The sequence below is a fragment of the Pseudorhodobacter turbinis genome, assembly GCF_005234135.1.
In the GTDB taxonomy this organism is placed as follows: Bacteria; Pseudomonadota; Alphaproteobacteria; order Rhodobacterales; family Rhodobacteraceae; genus Pseudorhodobacter; species Pseudorhodobacter turbinis.
Genome location: NZ_CP039965.1, coordinates 386,581 through 410,815, shown reverse-complemented (window position 1 = coordinate 410,815; position 24,235 = coordinate 386,581). Strand labels below are relative to the sequence as shown.

General features: G+C 57.2%; 24 protein-coding genes, 1 tRNA gene and 1 pseudogene. 17 read left to right on the top strand and 9 right to left on the bottom strand.

Annotated elements, in window-relative coordinates:
- Positions 1-25 precede the first annotated feature (25 nt).
- Together EOK75_RS14320 and EOK75_RS14315 are read left to right on the top strand one after the other, a co-directional pair.
- Positions 26-1,097 (top strand): annotated as a pseudogene (locus EOK75_RS14320) (IS110 family RNA-guided transposase).
- 657 nt (positions 1,098-1,754) lie between these two features.
- Positions 1,755-2,120: an MATE family efflux transporter gene (locus EOK75_RS14315; protein WP_137194778.1), complete on the top strand. Its 366-nt coding sequence runs from the start codon at positions 1,755-1,757 to the stop codon at positions 2,118-2,120.
- Positions 2,121-2,348: 228 nt separating this feature from the next.
- Here EOK75_RS14315 and ssb read toward each other — a convergent pair whose 3' ends face one another.
- Complete coding sequence (ssb, locus tag EOK75_RS14310; protein WP_137194777.1) at positions 2,349-2,858, bottom strand: single-stranded DNA-binding protein; 510 nt, start codon at positions 2,856-2,858, stop codon at positions 2,349-2,351.
- A 202-nt stretch (positions 2,859-3,060) separates the two neighbouring features.
- Here ssb and EOK75_RS14305 point away from each other — a divergent pair, with 202 nt between their 5' ends.
- A complete protein-coding gene (locus EOK75_RS14305; RefSeq protein WP_137195794.1) occupies positions 3,061-3,669 on the top strand; it encodes a lytic transglycosylase domain-containing protein in 609 nt (202 codons plus the stop codon).
- Between the two features lie 37 nt (positions 3,670-3,706).
- Here the strand turns inward: EOK75_RS14305 and serS are convergent, their stop codons facing one another.
- Positions 3,707-4,999, bottom strand: a complete 1,293-nt coding sequence (gene serS, locus EOK75_RS14300; protein ID WP_137194776.1) for a serine--tRNA ligase — start codon at positions 4,997-4,999, stop codon at positions 3,707-3,709.
- 711 nt (positions 5,000-5,710) lie between these two features.
- Here serS and EOK75_RS14295 point away from each other — a divergent pair.
- A complete protein-coding gene (locus EOK75_RS14295; protein WP_168199255.1) occupies positions 5,711-6,994 on the top strand; it encodes a tyrosine-type recombinase/integrase in 1,284 nt (427 codons plus the stop codon).
- Entirely contained in the window at positions 6,991-7,593 is a 603-nt protein-coding gene (locus EOK75_RS14290; RefSeq protein ID WP_137194774.1) for a hypothetical protein, read from the top strand. The genes EOK75_RS14295 and EOK75_RS14290 overlap by 4 nt, the downstream gene beginning before the upstream one ends.
- A gap of 695 nt (positions 7,594-8,288) precedes the next feature.
- Here the strand turns inward: EOK75_RS14290 and EOK75_RS14285 are convergent.
- Positions 8,289-9,376 (bottom strand): IS3 family transposase gene (locus EOK75_RS14285; protein ID WP_137192138.1). Its coding sequence is split into 2 segments (ribosomal slippage): positions 8,289-9,115 and positions 9,115-9,376, totalling 1,089 coding nucleotides; the frame shifts between segments, so codons are not numbered across the junction.
- Positions 9,377-9,447: 71 nt separating this feature from the next.
- On the opposite strand from EOK75_RS14285, the gene EOK75_RS14280 reads away from it, so the two are divergent.
- From EOK75_RS14280 to EOK75_RS14250, 7 genes are all read left to right on the top strand, one after another.
- Positions 9,448-10,614 carry an AAA family ATPase gene (locus EOK75_RS14280; RefSeq protein WP_137194773.1) on the top strand — a complete coding sequence of 389 codons (1,167 nt, stop codon included), beginning with the start codon at positions 9,448-9,450 and terminating at the stop codon, positions 10,612-10,614.
- Between the two features lie 123 nt (positions 10,615-10,737).
- Complete coding sequence (locus EOK75_RS14275) at positions 10,738-11,283, top strand: head-tail connector protein (protein WP_137194772.1); 546 nt, start codon at positions 10,738-10,740, stop codon at positions 11,281-11,283.
- Positions 11,284-11,382: 99 nt separating this feature from the next.
- Positions 11,383-12,912: a terminase large subunit domain-containing protein gene (locus EOK75_RS14270; protein ID WP_137194771.1), complete on the top strand. Its 1,530-nt coding sequence runs from the start codon at positions 11,383-11,385 to the stop codon at positions 12,910-12,912.
- Positions 12,903-13,250 (top strand): HNH endonuclease, encoded by a 348-nt coding sequence (locus EOK75_RS14265; protein WP_137194770.1) that lies wholly within the window; start codon positions 12,903-12,905, stop codon positions 13,248-13,250. The genes EOK75_RS14270 and EOK75_RS14265 overlap by 10 nt, the downstream gene beginning before the upstream one ends.
- A complete protein-coding gene (locus tag EOK75_RS14260; RefSeq protein ID WP_137194769.1) occupies positions 13,243-14,508 on the top strand; it encodes a phage major capsid protein in 1,266 nt (421 codons plus the stop codon). The genes EOK75_RS14265 and EOK75_RS14260 overlap by 8 nt, the downstream gene beginning before the upstream one ends.
- Positions 14,508-15,068 (top strand): HK97 family phage prohead protease, encoded by a 561-nt coding sequence (locus tag EOK75_RS14255; RefSeq protein ID WP_137194768.1) that lies wholly within the window; start codon positions 14,508-14,510, stop codon positions 15,066-15,068. The genes EOK75_RS14260 and EOK75_RS14255 overlap by 1 nt, the downstream gene beginning before the upstream one ends.
- 1 nt (position 15,069) lies before the next feature.
- Positions 15,070-16,143, top strand: coding sequence for a phage portal protein (locus tag EOK75_RS14250; protein ID WP_137194767.1), 1,074 nt, complete (start codon positions 15,070-15,072; stop codon positions 16,141-16,143).
- Between the two features lie 202 nt (positions 16,144-16,345).
- On the opposite strand, the gene EOK75_RS14245 is transcribed toward EOK75_RS14250, so the two are convergent.
- The gene (locus tag EOK75_RS14245) at positions 16,346-16,540 is read right to left on the bottom strand and encodes a hypothetical protein (protein ID WP_137194766.1); all 195 of its coding nucleotides are present in this window, start codon (positions 16,538-16,540) and stop codon (positions 16,346-16,348) included.
- The gene (locus EOK75_RS14240; protein WP_137195793.1) at positions 16,537-16,746 is read right to left on the bottom strand and encodes a helix-turn-helix domain-containing protein; all 210 of its coding nucleotides are present in this window, start codon (positions 16,744-16,746) and stop codon (positions 16,537-16,539) included. The genes EOK75_RS14245 and EOK75_RS14240 overlap by 4 nt, the downstream gene beginning before the upstream one ends.
- 109 nt (positions 16,747-16,855) lie before the next feature.
- Between EOK75_RS14240 and EOK75_RS14235 the strand changes: the two genes are divergently transcribed.
- The 4 genes from EOK75_RS14235 to EOK75_RS14220 all read left to right on the top strand — a co-directional run bounded on the left by EOK75_RS14235 (position 16,856) and on the right by EOK75_RS14220 (position 19,147).
- Positions 16,856-17,062, top strand: coding sequence for a hypothetical protein (locus EOK75_RS14235; RefSeq protein WP_137194765.1), 207 nt, complete (start codon positions 16,856-16,858; stop codon positions 17,060-17,062).
- Positions 17,063-17,139: 77 nt separating this feature from the next.
- Positions 17,140-17,943 carry a hypothetical protein gene (locus EOK75_RS14230; protein WP_137194764.1) on the top strand — a complete coding sequence of 268 codons (804 nt, stop codon included), beginning with the start codon at positions 17,140-17,142 and terminating at the stop codon, positions 17,941-17,943.
- Positions 17,943-18,152 carry a hypothetical protein gene (locus EOK75_RS14225; protein WP_137194763.1) on the top strand — a complete coding sequence of 70 codons (210 nt, stop codon included), beginning with the start codon at positions 17,943-17,945 and terminating at the stop codon, positions 18,150-18,152. Before EOK75_RS14230 ends, EOK75_RS14225 begins: the two co-directional genes overlap by 1 nt.
- The gene (locus tag EOK75_RS14220) at positions 18,146-19,147 is read left to right on the top strand and encodes a tyrosine-type recombinase/integrase (protein WP_137194762.1); all 1,002 of its coding nucleotides are present in this window, start codon (positions 18,146-18,148) and stop codon (positions 19,145-19,147) included. Before EOK75_RS14225 ends, EOK75_RS14220 begins: the two co-directional genes overlap by 7 nt.
- Before the next feature lie 80 nt (positions 19,148-19,227).
- Here EOK75_RS14220 and EOK75_RS14215 read toward each other — a convergent pair.
- Positions 19,228-19,301 (bottom strand) — tRNA-Cys (locus EOK75_RS14215).
- Positions 19,302-19,532: 231 nt separating this feature from the next.
- On the bottom strand, positions 19,533-20,171 hold the full coding sequence (locus EOK75_RS14210; protein ID WP_137194761.1) for a J domain-containing protein: 639 nt from the start codon (positions 20,169-20,171) through the stop codon (positions 19,533-19,535).
- 72 nt (positions 20,172-20,243) lie between these two features.
- Here EOK75_RS14210 and EOK75_RS14205 point away from each other — a divergent pair, with 72 nt between their 5' ends.
- The gene (locus EOK75_RS14205) at positions 20,244-20,498 is read left to right on the top strand and encodes a BolA family protein (RefSeq protein ID WP_137194760.1); all 255 of its coding nucleotides are present in this window, start codon (positions 20,244-20,246) and stop codon (positions 20,496-20,498) included.
- Positions 20,499-20,568: 70 nt separating this feature from the next.
- Here the strand turns inward: EOK75_RS14205 and EOK75_RS14200 are convergent, their stop codons facing one another.
- A complete protein-coding gene (locus EOK75_RS14200; protein ID WP_137194759.1) occupies positions 20,569-22,722 on the bottom strand; it encodes a malate synthase G in 2,154 nt (717 codons plus the stop codon).
- A 160-nt stretch (positions 22,723-22,882) separates the two neighbouring features.
- Positions 22,883-24,235 carry an FAD-binding domain-containing protein gene (locus EOK75_RS14195; RefSeq protein ID WP_240794113.1) on the bottom strand — a complete coding sequence of 451 codons (1,353 nt, stop codon included), beginning with the start codon at positions 24,233-24,235 and terminating at the stop codon, positions 22,883-22,885.

Below are 24,235 nucleotides of genomic sequence, written 5' to 3'. Positions count from 1 at the left end.
ATTGGATCCACATAGAGGGCACAGGATGAGACTGTTTGTTGGGTTGGATGTATCGCTGGCAAAGACCGCAATTTGCGTGATCAGCGAGCATGGCAAGATCGTGAAAGAAGCGCAGGTCGCCAGTGAACCTGAAGAATTGGTGCGTTGGGCCCGCGAACAGGACGGCACTATTGCCGCCATTGGGCTAGAGGCTGGCCCATTGTCGCAATGGTTGCACCGTGGGCTGACGTTAGCAGGTCTGGATGTCATCCTAATGGAAACCCGCCAGGTAAAAAGCGCCCTGAAGGCGATGCCAATCAAGACGGACCGGCGGGATGCCGAGGGCATTGCGCGCCTGCTTCACCTTGGCTGGTTCCGGCCCGTTCACTGCAAATCCGTCTCGGCGCAAGAAGTTCGTGCCGTGCTCGGTGCCCGAAAGGCCATCCAGCAAGGTATGATCGCCCTGGAAATGTCTATGCGTGGGCTGTTGCGGAACTTTGGGTTGAAAGTTGGTGCCATCTCTCGGGGCAGGTATGACCACCGGATCCGCGAACTGGCGGACGGCAATTCGATGCTGGAGGCCGCGACAGGCCCTATGCTTCGGGCGCGTGCGTCCCTTCGACAAGAGCTGGCGGTATTGGAACGCCTTGTCCGCCAGATGGCTCAGGATGCCCCTGTATGTCGTCGACTTATGTCGATGCCCCCTCTCGGGCCATTGCTTTGCAATGCCCTGCCGGGCAGCGGGAGTGGGAGCTGTTGTCGCGCTAACCTACAGATCAGCCGTCGATGACCCCACCCGGTTCACATCTCCCAAGAATGTTGGCCCGTGGGTCGGCATGACGCCATCACGCAACCAGTCGGGCGAACGCGATGTCTCAGGCGGCATCACCAAGGCAGGTGATGTCAACCTGCGCCGCGCGCTATGTCAGGCTGCGACCGTGATGTTGCACCGCGGGCGTTCGACCTGGCTGAGAACATGGGCAGCGCAAGTCTCCCGCCGCAGAGGTGGTAAGCGCGCCATGGTCGCGCTAGCCCGGCGTATCGGGGTGATCCTGCACCGGATGTGGGTTGATGACACCGATTTCCGACCACACACTGCCGTGCCCCATGCCACCTGACGGATTGTATTCCCAACCGATGCCTGCCTGACCGCAGGCCTTCGAGGTTCCCCCAGAGGCGTGGTTCCGATAATGCCGTGCTCCGGACTGTTGCCGACCAACATCGAGCACACCTATGAGATAGGCACATCGGAATTGCATTTGAACCAGCATCATGTTGGCAGCCATCGCGCTGTCCACGGACCGAAGCATGCACCCGGGATGATCTCCGACGAAGGCCGCGGCGAAAGCAGAACGGCTCAGAAAGCAACTGTCATCAAATCTGCAACTATGCGGTCGGATGCGTATGTCAAAAAGCACTTGACGGAGACGTCCCCGTTACCGAAGGCTGGAGCCTAGGAGAGGCCATCGGCCAATGTCTGTCCAGCTATTTTAACGGCTGCTGGCGCACCAAGATCCCCCTTTATGGCTTCTGCCTTTCGGTGCCGATCAATGTCTGTGCAGGCATCGTTCTGATCTACGGCTACGGGGGGGACTGGCCTTTGGCGTGGTTGGGTCGGCGATGGGCAACGCTATTGCCTCGGCGGTTCAGGTGTCTTTTCTTGTTTATCAACTTTTGCGAACCGATGGTCATTTGTGCCATATTCCGGGCTGACGCAAAGCAGATTTCATCGCCACACTAGGGCGACATATCGCCTATTCCTTACCCATTGCCGGATGACATTGATCGGTCCGTGGATCATGGTGGGCGGCACGCTGGGGATGCAATTGGCGCAGGCGACCGGGATCATCGTGGCACGGATCTTGGCGCGCATAGAGGATGATGCGCTGCTTGACCGTTTTTTGCAAAGCGCATGGCGCGGGCCCTTTGTTACGGCGGCGGTGGTGGCGATAGTTCATCTTGGGGTTTGCCTGTCGGCCCGCTTTCTATTGGCCGACCTGAACCCTGAGACGCAATCGCTGTTGCTTGGCTTTCTGCTGGTCTTGCTTATCTTACCGTTTCCGAATGGGGTTAATGCGATCTGTGGCAATACGCTTCGGGCCAGTGGTGACACCTATTACGTCATGCACATCTTTCTTTAGGCGCAATGGTTGTTTCGCGCACCTGCAACCGCGTTGGCAGTGCTTTATTTTGATGTTCCGGCTGTTTGGGTGTTTTCGATTTTGCTGTTCGAAGAGCGCTCAAACTGCCCGCATTTCATCTGCGTGTGTATCGGGGTGATTGGAAGCGCGCGCAATGAAAAAGGGCTGACAAATGCCAGCCCTTTAATAGATATACGTCGCAAGTTTACATAGATGCAGGCGCGAAAATCAGAACGGGATTTCGTCATCCATGTCAGAACGCCCGCCACCGGATGGGGCATTGCCGCCGCCGTATCCGCCGCTCGATCCACCACGAGACGAGGATCCACCCTCATAACCGCCGCGGTCTTCATAGCCACCGCCGCCGCCGCCCGACCCGCCGTCATTCTTGCCGCCAAGCATAGTCATATTGCTGCGGAACGGGCGCAGCACCACTTCGGTTGAATAGCGGTCTGCACCGGCTTGGTCTTGCCATTTGCGTGTCTCAAGCTGGCCTTCCAAATAGACGGTGGACCCTTTGCGCAAATATTGCTCTGCGACTTTTGCGATATTCTCATCAAAGATGGCGACGGAATGCCATTCGGTGCGCTCTTTGCGCTCTCCGGTGGCTTTGTCGCGCCAGTTTTCTGAAGTCGCGATACGCAGGTTCACCACCTTGCCGCCGTTGGCAAAGCTGCGCACTTCTGGGTCGCGGCCCAAATTTCCGATGATGATTACCTTGTTAACCGATCCAGCCATGTGGCCCCCCGTAGTTGAAACGCCGCTTGCGGCGCAAAATTGTGTTGCCTGACGTAGCCTCTCGGGGCCATGACGGTTGGCATTTGTATACGCGGGCTGGGCAGAGGTCGCAACTAGAAGGCGCGGCATTTGGTGGGGGTAGATTTTACCCCTCGTCATCTTGTAGACTACCACCATTGTCGGGGTGTTTATGGACGGTTTTATGCGTCGTGGTTTCGGTATTCTGTTTGTCGCGGCACTTGTTTCGGGGGGGGCGGCCCACAGCCCTGTAGCGGCTGAGGCGCTGGTGCTTTCAGGAAAATCGCATTCGCGCAAGACAGTGTTCAAAACCCAGACAAAGCTGCTGGATAACCGACTTTCCAAGCAATATTCGGCCTCTGTGCGCTTGCAACCCAATCCGGTCGTCGTGCCATCAAGCACCAATATCCCCCGTTTCAATGGCAGCTACAAAGGACAGTATCTTTCGGTGGCCAAGGCGGTGGCGCGCAAACATTCGATTCCCGAGGATCTGTTCTTGCGTTTGGTGCAGCAAGAATCAGGCTGGAATCCGACGGCCAAATCCCATGCCGGTGCCACGGGTCTTGCGCAGTTGATGCCGGGAACGGCGCGCAAACTTGGGGTCAACATCCATGATCCGCATCAAAACCTTGAGGGTGGCGCGCGGTATTTGCGGATGATGTATAATAAATTCGGCAGTTGGCGCTTGGCGTTGGCTGCCTATAACGCGGGGCCGGGCGCGGTAGAGAAACACTCCGGCATCCCGCCCTATGCCGAGACGCGCAATTATGTGCGGGTGATCTTGGGCAGTTGACCCCCGCGCAGGGTATTCCCGCGCGGGGCTGGAATTATCAGACCAGCTCGCCTGCGGCCGTGATCTTGCTTTTGCCGCGCAAATAGGGATGCAGCGCCGCCGGCAATTGGACCGAACCATCCGCCTGTTGTCCGTTTTCCAGAACCGCGATCAGACAACGCCCGACGGCCACCCCCGACCCGTTGAGCGTATGCACAAAATCGGGCTTACCACCGGCGGCGGGTTTATAGCGGGCGTTCATCCGCCGCGCCTGAAAATCACCGCAAACCGAGACGGAGCTGATCTCGCGGTAGGTATCCTGTCCCGGCAGCCAGACCTCAAGGTCATGTGTCTTGATCGCGCCAAACCCCATATCGCCAGCACAAAGCACCACAACACGGTAGGGCAGCTCCAGCTTTTGCAAGATCGCCTCGGCGCAGCCTGTCATGCGGTCATGCTCGGCCATTGAGGCTTCGGGCGTGGTAATGCTGACCATTTCGACCTTTTCGAACTGGTGTTGGCGCAACATCCCCGATGTATCGCGCCCCGCTGACCCGGCTTCGGAGCGGAAGCACTGCGTATGGGCGGTCATGCGGATTGGAAGCTGGGCTTCGTCAAGCGTATCCCCGGCGACCGTGTTGGTCAGCGTGACCTCGGACGTCGGGATAAGCCACCAGCCATTGGTGGTCTGATAGCTGTCCTCGGCAAATTTCGGCAGATTGCCGGTGCCGAACATCGCCTCATCCTTGACCAGAACCGGCGTCCAGACTTCATTCAGCCCGTGTTCTTCGACGTGGGTATCAAGCATGAACTGTGCCAGCGCACGGTGCAGCCGAACCATCGCGCCCTTCAGAACCACAAAGCGACTGCCGGAAAGTTTGGCGGCGGTGGCGAAATCAAGGCCGGGCAGGGCGGCGGGAAGTTGGTAATGCTCCAGCGGTTTGAAATCCAGCGTGCGGGGCGTGCCCCAGCGGCGGATCTCGACGTTGTCAGCCTCATCCTTGCCATCGGGAACCACCGGCAGGGGCAGGTTGGGAATTGCGACTAGAAGATCACGCAAGCGGGTATCCTCGGTGGCGGCCCCTTCATTGAGGCGGGCAACTTCGGCTTTTTTCTCGGCGACCAGCACGCGTAGGCGGTTGAATTCCTCGTCATTGCCAGCGGCCTTGGCTGCGCCGACATCACGCGATGCCGCATTCTGGGCGGCCTGCGCTGTTTCGGCGGCCAGGATCTTGGCGCGGCGGGCGGCATCAATTTCCAAGATCCGGGGGGATAGCGCCTCAAGACCGCGCCGTGCAAGGGCGGCGTCAAAGGCTTCGGGGGTCTCTCGGATCGCGCGGATATCGTGCATTTTGGGCCTCATTCTTTGGATGGAACAGATATGCCCGATTATGGCCGAAAGTGGAACGGGGAAAATCATACGTGGCAGCGGTCTTATCCCGCTTGCGTCACTGCCGTGGACTGCATTTCTGTAGCCTTTCCCGCAGGCGGCAGGCTTTGCTGTGGCGCTGACGGAAGAGGACTTGTCGATCACTCGACGCGAGGATCAAGACAGTGTCTATCACAACCTGCAGTCGAATATTTTAACACCGGGCTAGAAAAGCCCCGTCACTTTCGAACAAAAGGTGGCTAAGACGAGCACTTGGGGAGGCATCAAAGCGGGACAGGTCCAGTGCAATGTGTCTTGAAAAATTGAGGTTACCGAATCTTGTTCAGGTATCAACACTTCATAACAATGTCTGAGGTATTCAGTTGCAATCAAGCGCAAGCAGGATGGCGGGTCTTTTGGCGAGTAGTAGATATTGTCAGGTTAAAAATATAATAAAATCAATGAAGTGCTTTAAATTTTGGAGGCGGGTACCGGAATCGAACCGGTCTACTCGGATTTGCAATCCGGTGCATGTGGTTACTAACTGCCACTAACCATCGCGTGTAATCAATAAAAAGCCTTGTTTGCTTAGAGTTATTGCCCTAACAAATCCGTTGAAGCCACCAATGACTGCTAACTGGCGTGGTTACACATTGGTTACATAGTTGTTACATGGTAAGCGAGGGCGCAAAGATGGAACTCACAAAGGAAGCGATTAACGCGCTGGATCATCCAGCAAGCGGACAAAAGCTGTACTGGTTTGACACGCCTAGGGGGTTTGGTCTGCGCGCAACGCCAACGGCCAAAACCTTCATTTTTGACGGTCGTGTGAACGGTAAAAAGCGCCGCGTGACAATCGGGCGTGTGGACCTGTTCAAGCCTTTGAGCAAGGCAAAGGACGTAGCTGTTGAACATGCTTACAACTTCAATCGCGGCGTTGATCCAGTCCTTGAACGGGCGAAAAAAGACACGGCAAGAAAATTACAGGAAGCGCAGACGATAACCTTGGCGGAAGCGCTCAAGGATTATGCGGATGCGCCAAAGAAAAAGGGAAGTGGTTACGGTTCGGGTGTGAAGTTAAAGAAGGCAAGAACAATCCGTGATATTCACACAGTTTGCCAACGGCACTTTAGCGACTGGATGGGCATAGCTGTGACTGAAATCACTGGCGACATGGTGAGGGATCGTCACGCCATGTTTGCAGCAGATGCACCAACGCAAGCTAATCTGGCGTTTAGATACCTGCGGGCCGCGCTGAACCATGTGAACGTTGATAGCGATGATGCCGCGCCGATCATTGTGAATAACCCCGTTGATCGGCTTAGGAAGCGCGGGCAGTGGGCAGATACCAAAGTGAAGAAAACGCGCCTTGAACGCGAAGATATCCCACATTGGGTTGAGGCAGTGAAAACGCTTCTTACAGACAAGGAACTTACCCCCTTGAAGTTTGGTGCGGAACATCGGGACGGTTTGATTTTCATCTTGTTGACCGGTGCGAGATTGTCGGAGGTTTTCGGCAACAAGGAAGATGGATACCCCGCGCTTGCGTGGACCGATGTAGATATGAAGCGTGGAACCGTAACCTTTCGAGATACGAAAAACCGCGATGACCACCAGTTGCCGCTTGGTCCTAAGCTATTGGGAATTTTGGAAGCGCGGAAAGAGGTGTCCGGCCTTTATGTTTTCGGCAACGCGAACAATGAAGTTTCAGGCGATCTGCGCAGCGCGTTCACGCGCATTGAAGCTATGGTCGGGTTGCGTGTGACCGCGCATGATTTGCGCCGCACCTTTGCAGCCGTTGCAAATAGTTTGGACATTTCAGGCTATAAGTTGAAGCGATTGTTGAACCACATTAGCGGCAACACCAGTGATGTAACGGCGGGTTATATTGGTGATATAACAACCGATGATTTACGCGAACCAATGCAACGAATTGAAGAATTTATGTTGCGCGAAGTGCAGGAACTACCAGCATGATCCGGCCCTATGATACCGAATTTTCTCATGCAGTAAGGCGCGCGGCTACCGGTATTCGCCCCCAAGCTGGCGTTGATGTTGCGATTGAAGGTGCGCCGTTGCGGGCTATCCTTTGCAGCGAACAGTCACTTAACCCGGCTGGATTGGAGTTGTTGGCGCTGGCTGTCACCGGACAGCTACGCAAGGCCAGAAAGCAACCGATTGGTGAAACCATGTTCACCCATGCGGTGCGCCGTGCAAGCGCTGCGTGGCGTGGTGGCAAGGGTAAAAGCCCCGCTGTTACCGGTGATGCACTGGCGATCATGCTTCGATCAGGACAGCCCGCCCTTGGGGCTGGTGAGCGTGAATTATTGGCAGAATTGTTTGCGCCAATACCGCCAACCGTACACAATGAACTTCAGGGCAGGCCAGGAAAAGGTGTCGGGCATCCTGATGTGGTTGCGGTGATGGAAATGTTGCGGGATGAAATCGCGAAAGGTTCAGCACACAAGAACGCTATCGTTGACACAGCCAAAGCTTTTCAAATCACCGCTCGAACGGTTCAGGAATATGAAGCGATGACCAGAGAGCGTGAGGTTGCACTGAAGCCTACTGACTGATCAAAACTCTTACGGATTCTGCATTGTGCAAACAGTACGGAATAGGTACTTCGGTGGAAGAGCTTGGTTCATTCAATGCGTGACATAAATGGCTAGCGTATATATGAATATAGAGGTTTATATGAGGTTTTTGCCTTGCGGGCTGGCTTTTTTTGCACTCTCTGGTTGCTACGATCCGGCAGATAACTGTTTGAACGATGAGCATGGAAAACTAGGTGCGTTCGTGGCGTCACAAGAGTTAATATCCAGAAGATTGAAATCGCCAAGCACTTCCGACTTTCCAAACTATCGAGATAGCAACGTGATAGTGGTATTCGAAGGTGAATGTAGATTCAAAGTTGCAGGGTATGTTGACGCACAAAATTCGTTCGGCGGGACCGTTCGCACAAGATACATAGTCGATATTGAAGCAAACCCTATTGATGGAAGTTACGCGGGAAGCAATTTCTTGTTCGATTGATGCATTCGGACAATGTATCCGCTGCAAAATGCAAATTATAGTTAGTTTTACTACTCAAGTCGCAGCATGGGCGCTAAGTGTCACCACACTGTAACCGCCAGAGATTTTTGACCCCTTTATTGCGGTCGGCAGTGACTTCCAACAAGCACGAATAACCCTCAAGTTGACCGCATAGGTTAACATTGAGAGGTTGCGGGGTAATCGCCCCCTTTTTAACGGGGTGCATCTGTAGAACTTACGCGGCCATTTTCAGTTTCATAGCGGGTGTGATGCCGCCGATGCCCATGTTCGGGCGGTCGTTGTTATATGTCCAGAGCCATTGTGTGGCCTGATCCTGAGCCTCCTCGATGCTTTCGATGATGTATTGATCCAGCCATTCATGCCGAACCGTCCGGTTGTAGCGCTCGACATAGGCGTTCTGCTGGGGCTGTCCGGGTTGGATGTGCTGGATCGTAACACTATGTTTCTCAGCCCATTTTCTCAGTGTTTCGCTGATATATTCCGGCCCATTGTCGACCCTGATCGTGCCCGGTTTTCCGCGCCATTCGATAATGCGATCAAGGCTGCGGATGACCCGTTCGGCAGGGAGCGAGAAATCAACCTCGATCCCCAGCCCTTCGCGGTTGAAGTCGTCCAACACATTCAAAAGCCGAAAAGCCCTGCCGTCGCCGAGGCGATCCGCCATGAAGTCCATGGACCAGGTCACATTCGGTCTGTTCGGGACCGCCAGAACGTCAGGCTTCTCCCGTTTCAGCCGCTTGCGCGGCTTGATGCGCAGGTTCAGTTCCAGCTCACAGTAGATCCGGTAGACCCGCTTGTGGTTCCACGGATGCCCCTTCACGTTGCGCAAATGCAGGAAACACAGGCCAAATCCCCAAGTCTTGCGCGCATCCGTCAGCCCTGTCAGCAGATCGGCGATCACCTCGTTCTCGTCTTTCAGCTTCGGGCTGTAACGATAGCAGGTCTCGCTGACCTCGAAGGCCCGGCACGCCAGCGCGATGCTGACGCCCCGTCGCTCTACCGCCGTTTCGGCCATCTCGCGGCGCTGAGATGGCCCCGTTACTTTTTTCCGAGGGCTTCCTTCAATAAGTCCGCCTGCATGCTCAGATCTGCATACATCCGCTTCAGCCTGCGGTTCTCTTCCTCCATGGCTTTCATCTGGCTGACCATGGATGCATCCATGCCACCATACTTCGCACGCCATTTGTAAAACGACGCATTGCTCATGCCATGTTCACGGCAAAGCTCGGCCACCGGCACACCACCTTCGGCTTGGCGCAGGATCGCAAGGATCTGGGGTTCGCTATATCTGGTCATTTTCATTCAAAATCTCCTCGTTCATCTTGCCGAGAAAATTCTACTTCCGCAGCCCCTTACTTTCGGGGGGGATTACCATGGCTGACGGGGGATTCGACCGCATGGCCGAGATTGACGCCATGCACCGGGCCGAGATGGGCGCGGGCTATATCGTGCCTAAATCCAATGCGCGGGCGGCTGACTTATCTTTGCAGCTTAAACCGTTGAGCAAGATCAAGGCGGTTTTGTCGTCGCGCTATCTGGTCAAGGGCTGGCTGGATCAGGGGGCGTTCTCTGTCGTCTACGGGGAAAGCAACGTGGGCAAGACCTTCTACGCCCTAGATTTGGCCCTGCATGTGGCAGCGGGCAAGCCGTGGCACGGGAATAAGGTTCGGGATTGTCAGACCTGCCCCGGCCCTGTCGTCTATGTCGCGGGTGAGGGTGGCGCGGGGATCAACAACCGCATCGAGGCCATTAGACGGGATCGACCGGACCTTGCCGAGCAGATAGACGACAACCCCGATTTTCTCTTGCTGTCCACAACGCTGGACCTATGCACAAGCGAGGACGCGCAGCACCTCATTGATGCGTTATCAGAAGGCACCGCCCCGGCGCTGATCGTGATCGACACATTGGCGCGGTCTATGGGCAACGGAGACGAAAACACCGCCAAAGATATGGGCGCATTTGTTCGGAGCGTGGATCTTCTACGGGCCAAGACCGGGGCGCATGTGATGGTTATTCACCACAGCGGCAAGGACACCAGCAAGGGCGCGCGGGGCAGTGGCAGCTTGCGGGCGGCGGCAGATACCGAAATCGAATTGACCCGTGACGGGGCTGTCATACTGGCCGAGACGAAGAAGCAACGCGATATGACTTGCGGGGCTATCTTTGCCTATACGCTGAAATCGGTTTTCCTTGGGATTGATGAAGATGGCGACAAGGTATCATCGGCGGTTGTCGAGCCGACCGAAGCACCAGCCAAACGCGCGCCGCGCCTGAAAGGCCAAGCCCTAATCGCAATGCAGGCTTTCGGGGATGCACTGGCAGCGCATGGCGAGGTTAAGCACGGCGAGGACTTCCCGACAAACCGTCAATGCGTCTCACTGGATCACTGGCGCGAGGCTTGCGACCGTCACCACCTGACCGATGGGGGCAGCGATAGCGCGGCGCGTCAAGCCTTCGGGCGGGCGTGGAAGTCGCTGCAAGAGAAAGAGATCATCCGCGTGATTGATGGTTTTGCATGGAGGTGCGCCGATGCGTGACACCGTGACAAGCCGTGACAAGTCACTCTTTGAAAGTGGTCAATCCAGCGTGACAACCGTGACAACACCCTATGGGGTGTCACGAGTTGTCACGGTGACCCGGGCCAAGAAAGGGACAACCCCATGACCTACACCAGAACACCCACAACCACAGAAACAGCAATCACACTGGAAGCGGCCAAGCTGCATTGTCGGGTTGATGGCAATGAAGAAGATGTACCAATCACGGGCCTGATCATCGCGGCGTCTAACGAGATCGAGGCGCAAGCGGATATTGCCCTTCTAAGCCAAACCATAACCACCACCACAGACCAAGGGCCGGGTAACTGCATCCGCCTGCCTGTCGGGCCTGTCGCGGCTGACGCTGTGGCCACGGTTGAACTGATCGAGCAGGACGGCACGGCAACGCCTATCACGTCCGGTTACTGGTTAGAGGGCGGGCGCTATCCCCGCTTGCACTTCACCACCACACCCGGCGGGCGTCTGCGCATCACATATCCGGCAGGCTATGGCGATACACACGAGGCAATCCCCGCCGATCTGGCGCATGGCATCGCTGATCAGGTGGCGCGCATGTATGACGAGCGCGGCGGCGTCTATGACAAAGCGCCCGCACTGTCACCCCACACGGCCCGCGTTATCGCACGGCATCGGCGGGTTGCGCTATGACGGCGCTGGAAATGGTCCCAATGCCCCCAAGGAAAGCATGGGCGGGACCGTTGACTGGGCTGTTGCATTCTCTCTCCCAAAAAATCGGGGGGAAATCTGATGGCTAGGGCGGGCAAAGAAGCATCGGCGGCACTGCGGTTTCTCCCTACGCTGGTCATTCCCGAAGGGCGCTTGGCTGGCAGAAAGTTGAAGCTGGCAAGGTTTCAGAAAGACTTTGTGCGCGGCGCGTTCAGTAAAGGCACGTCCGTTGCTTGCCTGTCCATCGGTCGCGGCAATGCCAAAACTGCGCTATCGGCTGGCATCGCTCTAGGCCATTTGAAGGGCGAAATCGAGCCGCAACCCAAGCGTGAAATCATCTTTGCAGCCCGCAACCGCGATCAGGCCCGCACCGCCTTTGCCTTTCTGGTCGGGTTCATCGAGGGATTGCCAGAAGAAGAGCAAGAGCAATTCACCATCCGGCGCGGCTCCAAGCTGGAAGTTGAAACAGACATGAACGGCGGCGGGCTGGCGCGTGTTATCGCTGCTGACGGCAAGTCAATTCTGGGCGGCGCGCCTACGCTGGCGATCTTGGACGAGCGGGCAGCTTGGGAACGTGACAAGGGCGACAATCTGGAAAACGCCATTTTGTCGGGGCTTGGCAAGCGTGACGGGCGGGCGCTGATCATTTCAACAAGCGCGGCGGATGATGCAAACACCTTTTCACGCTGGTTAGACGAGCCACCAAACGGCACCTATGTGCAAGAGCATCGCCCCCCTATGGGCCTGCCTGCTGACGATCTGGAAAGCCTGTTAATTGCCAACCCCGGCTCAAAGGAGGGCATCGGGCCAAGCGCCGAATGGCTGCGAGCGCAAGCACAACGGGCCATTGCGCGGGGCGGTTCTGCGCTGTCCAGCTTTAGAAACCTTAACCGGAACGAGCGCGTTGCCTCTGATGACCGATCGGTCCTTGTCACGCTTGACGAATGGATGAGCTGCGAGGTTTCCCCCGATGATCTGCCCGAGCGTTCCGGCCCGTGCATTCTGGGCGTTGATCTTGGCGGTTCCCGATCAATGAGCGCAGCGGCTCTATTCTGGCCCGACACGGGGCGGCTTGAGGCTGTGGGTACATTCCCCGCCAAGCCTTCACTTGCCGACCGTGGCGCGGCTGATGGCGTGTCAGGGCGCTACACCGAAATGCACGAGCGGGGCGAATTGTCCGTTTTGGGTGATAGCACCGTTCCGCCGGGGCCGTGGCTTGCCGACATTGTGCGCTTGGCAGATGGCGCTGATATTTCCTGTATCGTTGGCGACCGTTTCCGCCATGCCGAATTTGTCGAGGCTATCGACGCGGCGGGCCTTGCGCGGGTTCCGTTCATATGGCGCGGATTCGGATGGAAAGACGGCAGCGCCGATATTGAGCGATTCCGGCGGGCGCTGTTTGACGGCGATATTTTGACCACCCCGTCCCTGCTGCTGCGTTCGGCCTTCTCTGATGCAATCACGCTGGTTGATCCGGCCAACAACCACAAATTGGCAAAGGCCCGATCATTGGGCCGGATCGACGCGGCGGCGGCGGTGATCTTGGCCGTTGCCGAGGGTATGCGGCGCAAGGCGGCACCGATCAGAAAGGCGCGGCTGGCATGGGCATGAAAGATCATTTCCGCCATTCCAAGCGCGTCACAAGCACACGGCGTTGGCAGTCAGTACGGCACGCGGTTTTAGAGCGTGACGGCTGGAAATGCGTTCAATGCGGCGATCAGCGGCGGCTTGAGGTGGACCACATTAAGCCCGTTCGGAGTCACCCCGAATTGTCTTTTAATCCTGACAACCTGCAAGCCCTTTGCGCCCGTTGTCACACCCGGAAAACAAGAATTGAGATCGGCCACAAGCCGTTATCAAAAGACCGTCAAAAATGGCGGGATAGCGTCAACGCGCTCATGCGCGAAGGCAAAAAACCTAACGAGCATAAGGAAAACACACATGCTTAAATCTGTTGAAATCACGCGGCGTCAGTCTGAAATTCGCCAAGCCCTTGCCGAGTTGGTAGGGAAGGACAAACCCACCGAGGACGAAACCCGCCAAATGGGCGCGCTTGATCTGGAATACCGCAACGGCGAAACCCGCTATCGCGCGGCCCTTATTGCCGAAGATACCGAGCGCCGGGACGCCGGGGCCGAGTTGGAAACCCGTTCCGGCAAGGAATGGGCCGACCTGATGGCGGGCTTTGAATTGCGCCAGGTTGCTTTGAACCTGGACGAGGGGCGGCAACTGGACGGCAAGACCGCCGAAATCGTGCAGGAATTGCGCAGCGCGGGCGGTTTCCGTGGCATCCCTGTTCCGTGGCAGGCTTTGGAGCAACGCGCGGGCGAGACTGTCGCAAGCGGCACCCCTGACCCCGTGCAACATCGCCCGATCATTGACCGCCTGTTCCCCGATAGCGTAGCGGCCCGCATGGGCGCGCAAATGATCAGCATCCCGCAAGGTTCAGTTGCATGGCCTGTCACCACAAGCACGGTATCGGCGGGCTGGGCAACATCCGAGACGGGCAACGTGGCAGGGCCGACCACCTACGCCACCACAGACCGGGCAATGTCGCCGGATCATAACTTGGGCGTTCAAATGCGCATCACCCGCAAGGCATTGCAGCAATCGGGCGCGGCACTGGAACAAGCAATTCGGCGCGATATGTCCGGCGCTATGGGCGCGGCGATGGATAAGGCCGTATTCCTTGGCACCGGGGCCGATGGTCAACCCTTGGGCGTGATCACCGGGGCGGCAACCTACGGCATCACAAGCACGGGCGTTGATGACGCGGCAAGCTGGGCGGCGTTCCGCGCGGCTGTGGTGCGCTTCATGGCTGGCAATGCGGCGGGTGGTCCTGCGGCGATCAAGGCAATGATCCGCCCCGAATTGTGGAGCTTCCTTGATGATACCTTGATTACAGGAACGGCTGTTTCGGAGTGGGACCGCATGGTGAAGAACATTCCGGCGGGCAATATCGCCATGACCACAAACGGCCTTGCCGCCCCGGCGGGTAGCCCCTTGGCTTGCACCTCTCTTTTGACCACGGCAGCGGGCGGCGTTGCGCCTATCTTTGTCGGGGCATGGGGTGCGGTTGATGTGATCCGCGACCCCTATTCCGATGCTCAATCGGGCGGGCTGCGCATCACGGCGCTTGCCACAATGGATGTTACGGTTGCACGGCCTGCACAGCTTGAAATCCTGACCGGGCTGGAATTGGCATAATGCTTTGGGGTTCGCATCAAGGCGGGCTGGAATTGCGCACCGAGGGCGGGGAAACCCGCCTTCGGGCATCCTTCCCATATGGCCGGGAAACCGTGCTGTCGGATGGAGCGCAACCCCGCAAAGAGGTTATTGCAAGCCGGGCGTTTGCTGACCGCATCGAGCGCGGCGAGGAAATACACTTCCTTTCCGGGCATGACTATAACAAGCCCTTGGCATCGACGCGGGCAGGCACGTTAACCCTACGCGATACCGATCAGGCGTTAGAGATTGAGGCCGTGATCAAGGGCAACACCTCTTGGGCGCGTGACTTCCTGTCTGCGCATGAATCGGGGCTTGTCAAAGGGCTGTCACCGGGCTTTCGGGTGAAGCCGGGGGCCGAGGCCGTAGAGGCGCGGGCCGGGGCGATCCTGCGCACGGTTCGGGCGGCTGACCTGTTCGAGATTAGCGCCGTGACGGTTCCGGCCTATCCAGATGCACAGATTGAGGCGCGGGCATGGGAAACCCACCAAGACCGCTTGCCCTATCGCGGCCCGCATCCCCTAAACCGTTGGAGGTTGTGAAATGTTTGGACTGTTCAAGAAAAAGCCAATCGAAACCCGATCGAGCGGGGCGGGCTATACCGCGCAAATCATGGCGGCACGGGAAAGCTACATTTCCGGCGCGTCTGGCATCGGTGAATTAACAGCGGCGGCACAGGGCTGCATTAGCCTATGGGAAGGCGCTTTTGCCCTTGCGGATGTATCCGGCACCACCTTGTTGAACCGTGCTACCTTGGCCCTTGCTGCGCGTTCTGTGGCGTTGCGGGGGGAAGCTGTGTTTCTGATCAGGGGCGACCGCCTGTTGTCCTGCGCGGATTGGGATTTAAGCACCCGTGACGGCATCCCCCGCGCTTACCGCGTTTCCATAGCCGAGGCGGGCGGCAACCGTTCCGAAACCGTATTGGCTCAAGAGGTGTTGCACTTCAAAGCGGCATCTGATCCGGTCGCGCCATGGACGGGCCAAGCCCCATTGAAGCGCGCCCAAATATCGGCCCAACTGCTGCAAGAGGTTGAAACCGCTTTGCGTGATGTGTTCAGGGACGCCCCTTTAGGTTCCCAGATTGTGCCATTGCCTGACAGTAGCGCCGACGATATGGCAGAAATGCGTCACGCGTTCAAAGGTCGCCGCGGTTCAACGCTTGTGATCGAGGGCGTAGCGCAAGCCACGGCGGCGGGCATGAATCCGCAACTGGGCCAAAGGGCGCAAGACCTGTCACCGGACCTTTCAAAAGCAATGACCATTCAAACGCTAGACGCGGCGCGGGATGCAATATCGGTCGCGTTCGGAGTGTTGCCGGGGCTTCACAATCGAGCCACCACGGGGCCAATGGTACGCGAAGCCCAACGGCACCTTGCGGGATGGACCTTGCAACCCTTGGCCATGCTCTGGGCCGAAGAGGCAAGCGCCAAACTTGGGGTTGATGTGATGATCGACACCTTGCGGCCGCTGCAAGCTTACGATGTCGGAGGACGTGCGCGGGCCTTGTCTACCATCGTGAAGGCACTGGCCGAGGCCAAAGCGGCAGGCATTGCCCCCGGCGATCTAAACCAAGCCCTTACGCTGGTTAACTTTGGCGAGGGTGACAACGCGGCATAGGGTAGGATAGCCCGCGCCCTTTGATTGGTTTCTGGCGCAAATTATCCCCGTTAGTCGGTGAGTGGGTAAACCCCGACAAGGCGCGGCCCTTGCTCCGTAATGGCGCGGCGCGGATTAGCACGGTTGTTTGATGGGCCGGGGCTACATCACCGGACCCCGCGTTAGGGGGCCACGGGCCGGGGCGTAGGGTCTACGTTCCGGCCTATTCGTTCTCTCTAATTTGAATCCCTAAGCGAGTGATCCTAAATCCTTCGTCGTTTTCGCATGGCTCAATCCAGCCCTTTTCTGCCATGTCGAACCAAATCTGATCGTTTACACGGCTAACTTTCCCAACCTGTTCACACTCGTCACCTATGAACTCTCCAAGAATTTTTAATTCTATTTCTGTCGGTTTCATTGCTTGCCTTTCTTTAATCTCACACCAGCACCACCGCCATTCTCTGCGATGAACTCCACCCCGGCGGATTCAAGGGCCGCGCGGATGGCGGCGACCGTGGCAGGGCGCAATTCTTCACCACGTTCTAGGCGGGATATTGTCGCCTGCGCAACGCCTGCGGCGGTAGCCAAATCACGCACCCCTAGCCCTGTCGCGGCTCTAGCCATTTTGCATTGCGTGGCGTTCATATTATAACCCTGTTATATTTTTCTTGACGCCTTCGCGCACCTGTGGGAAACATAACCTTGTTATCAATTCAACACAAGGAAAACCACCATGAGCAAAGAGAAAAGCACAGCCGACCGCGCCGCCGATCTTGTGAGCCTTCTAAAAGTCTTGTCGCTGGCAGTTGATGGCGAGGACGTGGCAGCGGCAACCTTGGGCCATGTAGGCGGCGGGCGGGTGTTGGATATGGCTTCGGAATTGGCTTTTGACATTCTGGGCGATCTGGAACGCGCGGAAATGGCAGAAAAAGCGGCGTAAAAGCCTAACCCCACACAATGGGGCTTGATAAAGCCCACGCTATGGGGTTATAGTGCTGAAAAGCAATAAGGCTGCACATGACCATCGACCATCAAAAACTTTTCCGGCAACTTGATGAGGCTTTCCAAATCCTTGGTGAGCCTCAATTTCTTGTGCCTGATGTTTGCAAAATTACTGGCGCAACGCCGAAGGCAATTGAGCATTTTGTCGACCCAAAGCGCGGTATGGTTCATTTGATGGGGGACTGGGTTAACCCCGGAACCGGAAAGCGGCGGCGCTTTACCGGAGAACAGGTTTTGATGATTGCGGCAGCATATGCAGTTAGCCGCGTAGGTTTCCCGCAACGCTGGTCAATCCAGCTTGCCGAGCAAGTGGCAAACCGAGCCAAAGGGCGCATCAATGGACTGGCAGTCAATACACACATGACACTTTTGAATTATCCCATGCAAAATGGGGATTGGGCTTTCAAGGCCATTTATGCCGAAACAGTCGAAGAGCCGATCTTGCCCCTTTCCGTATTAGCGCTGGATGTGGACCGACTGATTGACGAAACGCTCACCCAATTGATGGCGATTGTAAACGGCGAAGAAATCCCCGATTTTACCATTCCTGACCCTGAACCTGAACCTTCGCCCTACAGCCCGAAATCCAATTTTTTCAAGAATTGGGAAAAAGGCGAAAGCGGCGAGTGGCACTATGTTGGGCTAACCTTAGAAGAAACCCGCATTCTGATGGAGGATCAAGGTTTTGCCCTTGATGGCGACGAATTGCTTAATGTCGAGGCGGTGAAAAACCCTGATCGGGAGTACATGCTTGAACTGCGGGATCGTCACGAACAAGCCAAATGGGTTGCTATTGGTTTTAACGAGGGCAACGACTAATGAGCAAACCAACCCCCATACTTGCCAATGAGGCAAACGCGGCCAAGCTTCTGGATATGAAGCCTGCCGAGTTTTGCGCACTGGTGGAGCGGGGGCATCTGCCACGCGGTCGGGAAATTGCGCCAGGCTTTGTGCGGTGGGACGTGGACGAACTGCGCCGCATTGGGCGGGGCGATGCAATCGACGGCATGGATGGGGTTCAATGGTAGAGCGTAAGAAATACACTTGGCGGCATCCGAGCGGGCGGGAGTATTTTCGCCGCGGCAAGTCGCTGATCAGGATCAATGCCGAGATCGGCACCGAAGCTTATGACCGCCTGTATTGGGAGATCATGACAGGCAAACGGGCCGAGGCCAAACGCTCTTGGGGCGCTCTAATTGAGTTGTTCCGACAATCTGACAAATGGTCGAGTCATTCGCCGCGCTACCGCCAAGACCTTGAGCCTGTCTTTTCCTACCTGATTGAGAAGATCGGCAAGGCAGATGTGTCGCGCCTTACCCAGACAGATATTTACAAGGCGATGGATGCAAATACCCACCGCATCCGCTTTGCAAACTACATCCCGACCGCCATTTCCATGCTGTCGAAATTTGCCATTCGCAAGGCTTGGCGGACGACAAACCCCGCAATCGGGATCGAGCCTTTGAAGGTTCCCACTACCAAAAAGAAACCGCATATCCCTTGGCCTGATTGGGCGGTGGAGCGTTTCCGGGCCGAGGCCAACCCGATTGCGCGGCTGATCTTTGAAATCGGCGTTGGAACTCTACAGCGTCCCGGCGATTGGATTGGCTTCACTTGGGGCGACTATGACGGCGACACGCTCAAGCTGCGTCAGAACAAGACGGGCATTGAATTGACCCTGCCATGCACACCGGCGCTCAAGGCGGCGTTGAATGAGGCCAAAGCGGCGCTGGACTTCGCACCAATGCCAAACCGCCATATCCTGACCAATGCTTACGGCGGGCGGATGATCTACCGGACAATGGCCGATAACATGATCAAGGAACGCAAGCGGCTTGGCCTGATGCTCTATGATCAGCATGCCTTGCGCTATCGCGGTGTAAAAGAATTGGCGTGGTCTGGTTGCGACGACGACGAGATTGCCAGCTACAGCGGCCACACAACTAAGGCAATGATTGTGAAATATGCGGGGGAGGCGCGGCAAATCATGCGGGCGCGTCAAGCGGCTGCAAAGCGATTCTGAACAGAACACGACCAGAACAAGAACTTGATACTAGGAGTGATACCCTATGAGCAGACACGAAGCTAAGTACTTGAAATCATTGGAGGCGGGTACCGGAATCGAACCGGTCTACTCGGATTTGCAATCCGGTGCATAGCCTGCCTGCCCACCCGCCATAGTGCTGCGTTTATTAGGTATTCTTTTGGTGTAGGTCAACCCGTATCAATGCCTGTCGTGCGTTCTTTTTACGAGTCCTTCGATCCACCCCTTCTTTTCTTCTATTTTGCACAAGGAAAGGCGTTACCAATCAAGCCGCGCCTTTCCGTCTTGCGTATTTTGTGGGCCAAGCCGTGCAAAGCCCCCTCACAAGAGCGATGTTCTGCACGTGCTTGTTGTCAAATCCCTGTCACCCGCGGAAAAAACGGCTTTCCTTGATCTGATCCCATGCCCAGACCACCTCTTGCAAACGCTCTTCATCCGAGCGATCCCCGCCGTTCATATCAGGATGAAGGTCCTTCACCAAGCTTTTGTATTGCTTGCGAATTTCTGGCTTTGTCCAGCTGTCCCGAGCATCCAGAATTTCCAGGGCCTTGCGCTCGGTCGGGGGCAGCTTGCGAGAGGCTGCGGCGGGGTTGACCTTGCCCGGGTTCTGCGTGGCCTTTTCGCCCAGGATCGACATCGGATCGTTGACGCCAAGCCGTGACCAGACCCGCCCTTCGTCGGGGCGCTTGTTAAAGGGTTTTGTCTCACGCCCCCAAACGCGGTCTTTGTCGAGGAACTCTTCGAATTCCTCTTCGGTGTTGCCCTGAAAGAAGTTCCACTTCAGATTATATTCGCGGATATGCTCTTTGCAGAACCAGAAATATTCATCCAGAAGATCGGGGCTTTTGGGCGCACGATAAAGGCCCGGCTCGGTACAATTGCCGGCCTCGCAGGTCTTGGTCGATGTTTCGAACGCGCCGGACATACCGCGCCGCCCGGTCTTGCGCTTCTTTTTATCCGAAGAAACGCGCATATCAAATTCAAATGGGGGACGTTCTGCCATGGTGTTGCCTTTCCGACTCGAACGCGAGAGTTTAGACTATTGGTCATAGGATTGAAGGGGGTTGACAGACATATGCCCGTCGCAGACGAAATTTACCGCAAACTAAATGAGGCATTTTCTCCGGATCAGCTTGAGGTGGTGAATGATAGCGCCAGTCACGCCGGGCATTCCGGCGATGACGGGACAGGAGAGACACATTTCAATGTTTCCATCCGCGCGCCCGGATTTTCCGCAATGGGGCGCGTGCAGCGGCATAGGGCGGTACATGCCGCCCTTGGCGCAGAATTGATTGGCCGTATTCATGCATTGGCGTTGGACATAGGTTAGTCGGGGCTGGGTAAACAACGCGTAAACACCAATGAGAAAGCCGCTCCCATGCTATGGGAGCGGCTTTCTGTCATATGGGGGGGCAGCCCTTGGCTTTCAGCGCCAACCGGCGGGCGTGAAGGACCGGCTCGGTATAGCCGGAAGGTTGTGCGCGCCCTTTGAACACCAAATCACAAGCGGCCTGGAACGCGATCCCGTCAAAGCCGGGTGCCATCGGGGTATAACCCGCATCACCTGCGTTTTGACGGTCCACGACGGCGGCCATTTTGCGCATGGCTTCCATCACTTGAACCTCGGTCACCACACCGTGATGCAGCCAGTTTGCAAGCGCTTGGCTGGAGATCCGGCAGGTCGCGCGGTCTTCCATCAGGCCAACATCATGGATGTCCGGCACTTTGGAGCAGCCGATCCCTTGGTCAATCCAGCGCACCACATAGCCCAAAATTCCTTGGGCGTTGTTTTCCACTTCTTGGGTGATCTGCGCATCGGACCATTTGCGATAGCTGGCCAGCGGGATATCCAGCACTGCATTGACATGCGCCCGTGCCCCACCTGCCGCAAGCCGCTTTTGCACCGCAAAGACATCGATCTTGTGGTAGTGCAACGCGTGCAATGTCGCCGCCGTGGGCGAGGGCACCCAAGCACAATTCGCCCCGGCTTTGGGATGTTCTACCTTTTGCTCCAGCATCGCAGCCATCTGGTCCGGTACGGCCCACATGCCCTTGCCAATCTGCGCGCGGCCCGACAGCCCGCAGGCAAGGCCGGTATCGACGTTCATATTCTCATAGGCGCCGATCCAGCCCTTGCGCTTGATGAAATCCTTGCGGCTAAAGGGGCCCGCCTCCATCGAGGTGTGGATCTCATCGCCGGTACGGTCCAAAAAGCCGGTGTTGATAAAGCAAACCCGGCTTTTCGCGGCGCGGATACACTCCTTGAGGTTGACCGTGGTGCGGCGTTCTTCATCCATGATGCCCAGTTTGACGGTGTTTTTCGGCAGGCCAAGCATTTTTTCAACAGCGGTGAAAATCTCATCGGCAAAGGCAACCTCTTCGGGGCCGTGCATCTTGGGTTTGACCACATAGACCGAACCGGTCAACGAGTTACCGCCATCACGTTTCAGGTCATGCATCGCGATCAAAGTGGTGATGCAAGCGTCGAGCAAGCCTTCATAGGCCTCATTCCCCTCGGCGTCGCGCACGGCGGGGTTGGTCATCAAGTGCCCCACATTGCGCACCAGCATCAAGGCGCGGCCCTTGACGGGAAAGGTTGTGCCATCGGGGGCGGTGAATTCGCGGTCCGTGGCAAGGCGGCGGGTGATGGTTTTGCCACCCTTTTCCAGCGTTTCCTCAAGATCGCCCCTCATCAGGCCAAGCCAGTTGGAATAGGCCAGAACCTTATCCTCGGCATCGACGCAGGCGACGGAATCTTCGCAATCCATGATGGCAGAGACGGCGGATTCCATCCGCACATCGGCCAAAAGCGCACGGTCGCGGCTGCCCATCGGATGCGCGCGGTCAAAGACCAGTTCTACATGCAGCCCGTTATTGACCAAAAGCACGGAGTCCGGCGCCTTGGGGTTGCCGAGGTAGCCCGCGAATTTCGAAGGATCAACCAGTGGCAGATCATCGACCATCAGCTGGCCTTTGTGCACGTGATAGCGGCTGACATCGGAATGGCTGGTGCCCGCAATCGGGAAAGCCATGTCCAGAAACATCCGCGCCCGGGCAACAACGCGCGCGCCATGGCCGCGATCATAGGCACCCTTGGGGGGCAGCACGCCCATCGCATCGGTGCCGTAAAACGCATCATAAAGGCTGCCCCAGCGCGCATTCGCAGCATTGAGCGCAAAGCGGGCATTGGTGATTGGCACCACCAGCTGCGGGCCGGGGATCTTGGCGATTTCCGCATCGACATTGGCGGTGTCAATTTTGAAATCCCCACCTTCGGGCACCAGATAGCCGATTTCTTTGAGGAAAGACATATAGGCATCGGGGTCATGCGGTTTGCCGCGATTGGCGATATGCCAGGCGTCGATCTTGGATTGGATCGCGTCGCGCTTTTCCAAAAGAGCGCGGTTCTTGGGGCCAAGCGTGTTGACGATCCCGGACATTCCCTCCCAAAAGGCGCTCGCATCTACGCCGGTTCCGGGCAGCGCGTTTTCTTCGATAAACTGCGCCAGTTGAGCATCGACCTTAATCCCAGCCTTATCCAACATCTGTGCCATTCTCGCGCCGCCTCCATTTGCATACGATGGCACACAGTTAGGCCGAAAAGCGGTAAAAAGCAATTGGAATGGCCTTGTTTCCCTACGCTTATGGCGAAATGACTTTCTTGGGTTTTTTGAAAATAATGCGGATGCTTTAGGGATTGCTGTGCATTGGACCTTACAGATCAAGCACAAGTTGTCCAAAGGGTGCGGGGCGTGTTCGGCGCGGTTTGGGGCCTGTGTCGCGGCGCAGGGAGCTGATGGCGGCTTTTGCCTCTTTGGCGGCGGTTGTCAGGTCGACGATGGGTTCGGGATAGCGGCGGCCCAGCACGCTTTGCGCGGCGGGCCAGACCCATGGCATATGCAAAAATTGATCGGGGACAGAAGCCAACTCCGGTACCCAGCGGCGGGTGAAGGTGCCGTTTGGGTCATGCTCCAACCCTTGTTTGACGGGGTTGATCACCCGCATGCGGTCGATGTCCGCGATGCCGGATTGCAGCTCTACCTGCGGCCAATGGATACCCGGATCATAATCGGTAAAGCGGCGCGCCAGCACATGGCCGACCGCGCGCCAGTCAAGCCGCAGGTAATAGGTTGCAAATGACACCAGCATCGCCCGTGCATGGAAGTTCAGCCAGCCGCTGGCGGTGAGATAGCGCATGCAGGCATCCAGAAAGGGAAAGCCGGTTTGCCCCTGCGCCCATGCCTCCATCAGCGCGCCGGACGTCACACAGCCTGCGCGCGGTTCAAAGGTGGCCGCGTCCTTCAGCTTTTGGATGAACTGGTCCCGCAACGAAAGCCGGTTTTCAAAACCCCTCAGGTTCGCCCCCCAAGCGCCCCCCGGCCGCGTGGCGCGCTTTGCGGCAAGCTCTTGCCTTATGTGCCGCGCCGAGATCACGCCGGTGGCAATATAGGGCGACAGGCGAGAGCAGGCCCGCTCTGCCGTTAGGGGGGAGGCCATGGCCCGCAAATAGCCCGCGCCGCGATGTTCCAGAAAACTGCCAAGCTGTGCATAGGCCTGCGCGCGCCCGCCGGTTTGGCGGTGCGGGCAGGGGTCTGATTGCATCCGCAGGGCCCGTGCAGGTGGGATGTCGCCCGGCTCTACGCCCGGCAGGGGTTGGAATGAGGGGGCTGTGGTGGAATTCTCGGCGATGACAGCGCTTTGCGGGATCTGGACCCAGTCAATACCGGCACTGCGGGCCCAATCGCCAACACGTTGATCGCGGGCAGAAACCCATGCATTGCCCGTCTCTTGATGGCTGACGATCCGCGTGATGGCATTTTGCCTGCAAAGCCGCGACAGCACCTCAACCGCGTCGCCGGTCCGCAGGATCAACGGCCAGCCAAGGCCTGCCAGATCATGACGTAAATCGGCCAGCGCCTCGGCGGTAAAATCCCATTGGCGGGCGGATGTGTCGGGCAGGGCCCAATAGTCCGGCTCTGCGACATAAAGCGGCAACACGCGACCCAGCCCTGCCGCAAAGGTCAGGGCCGGGTGATCATCCACCCGCAAATCGCGCTTGTACCACAT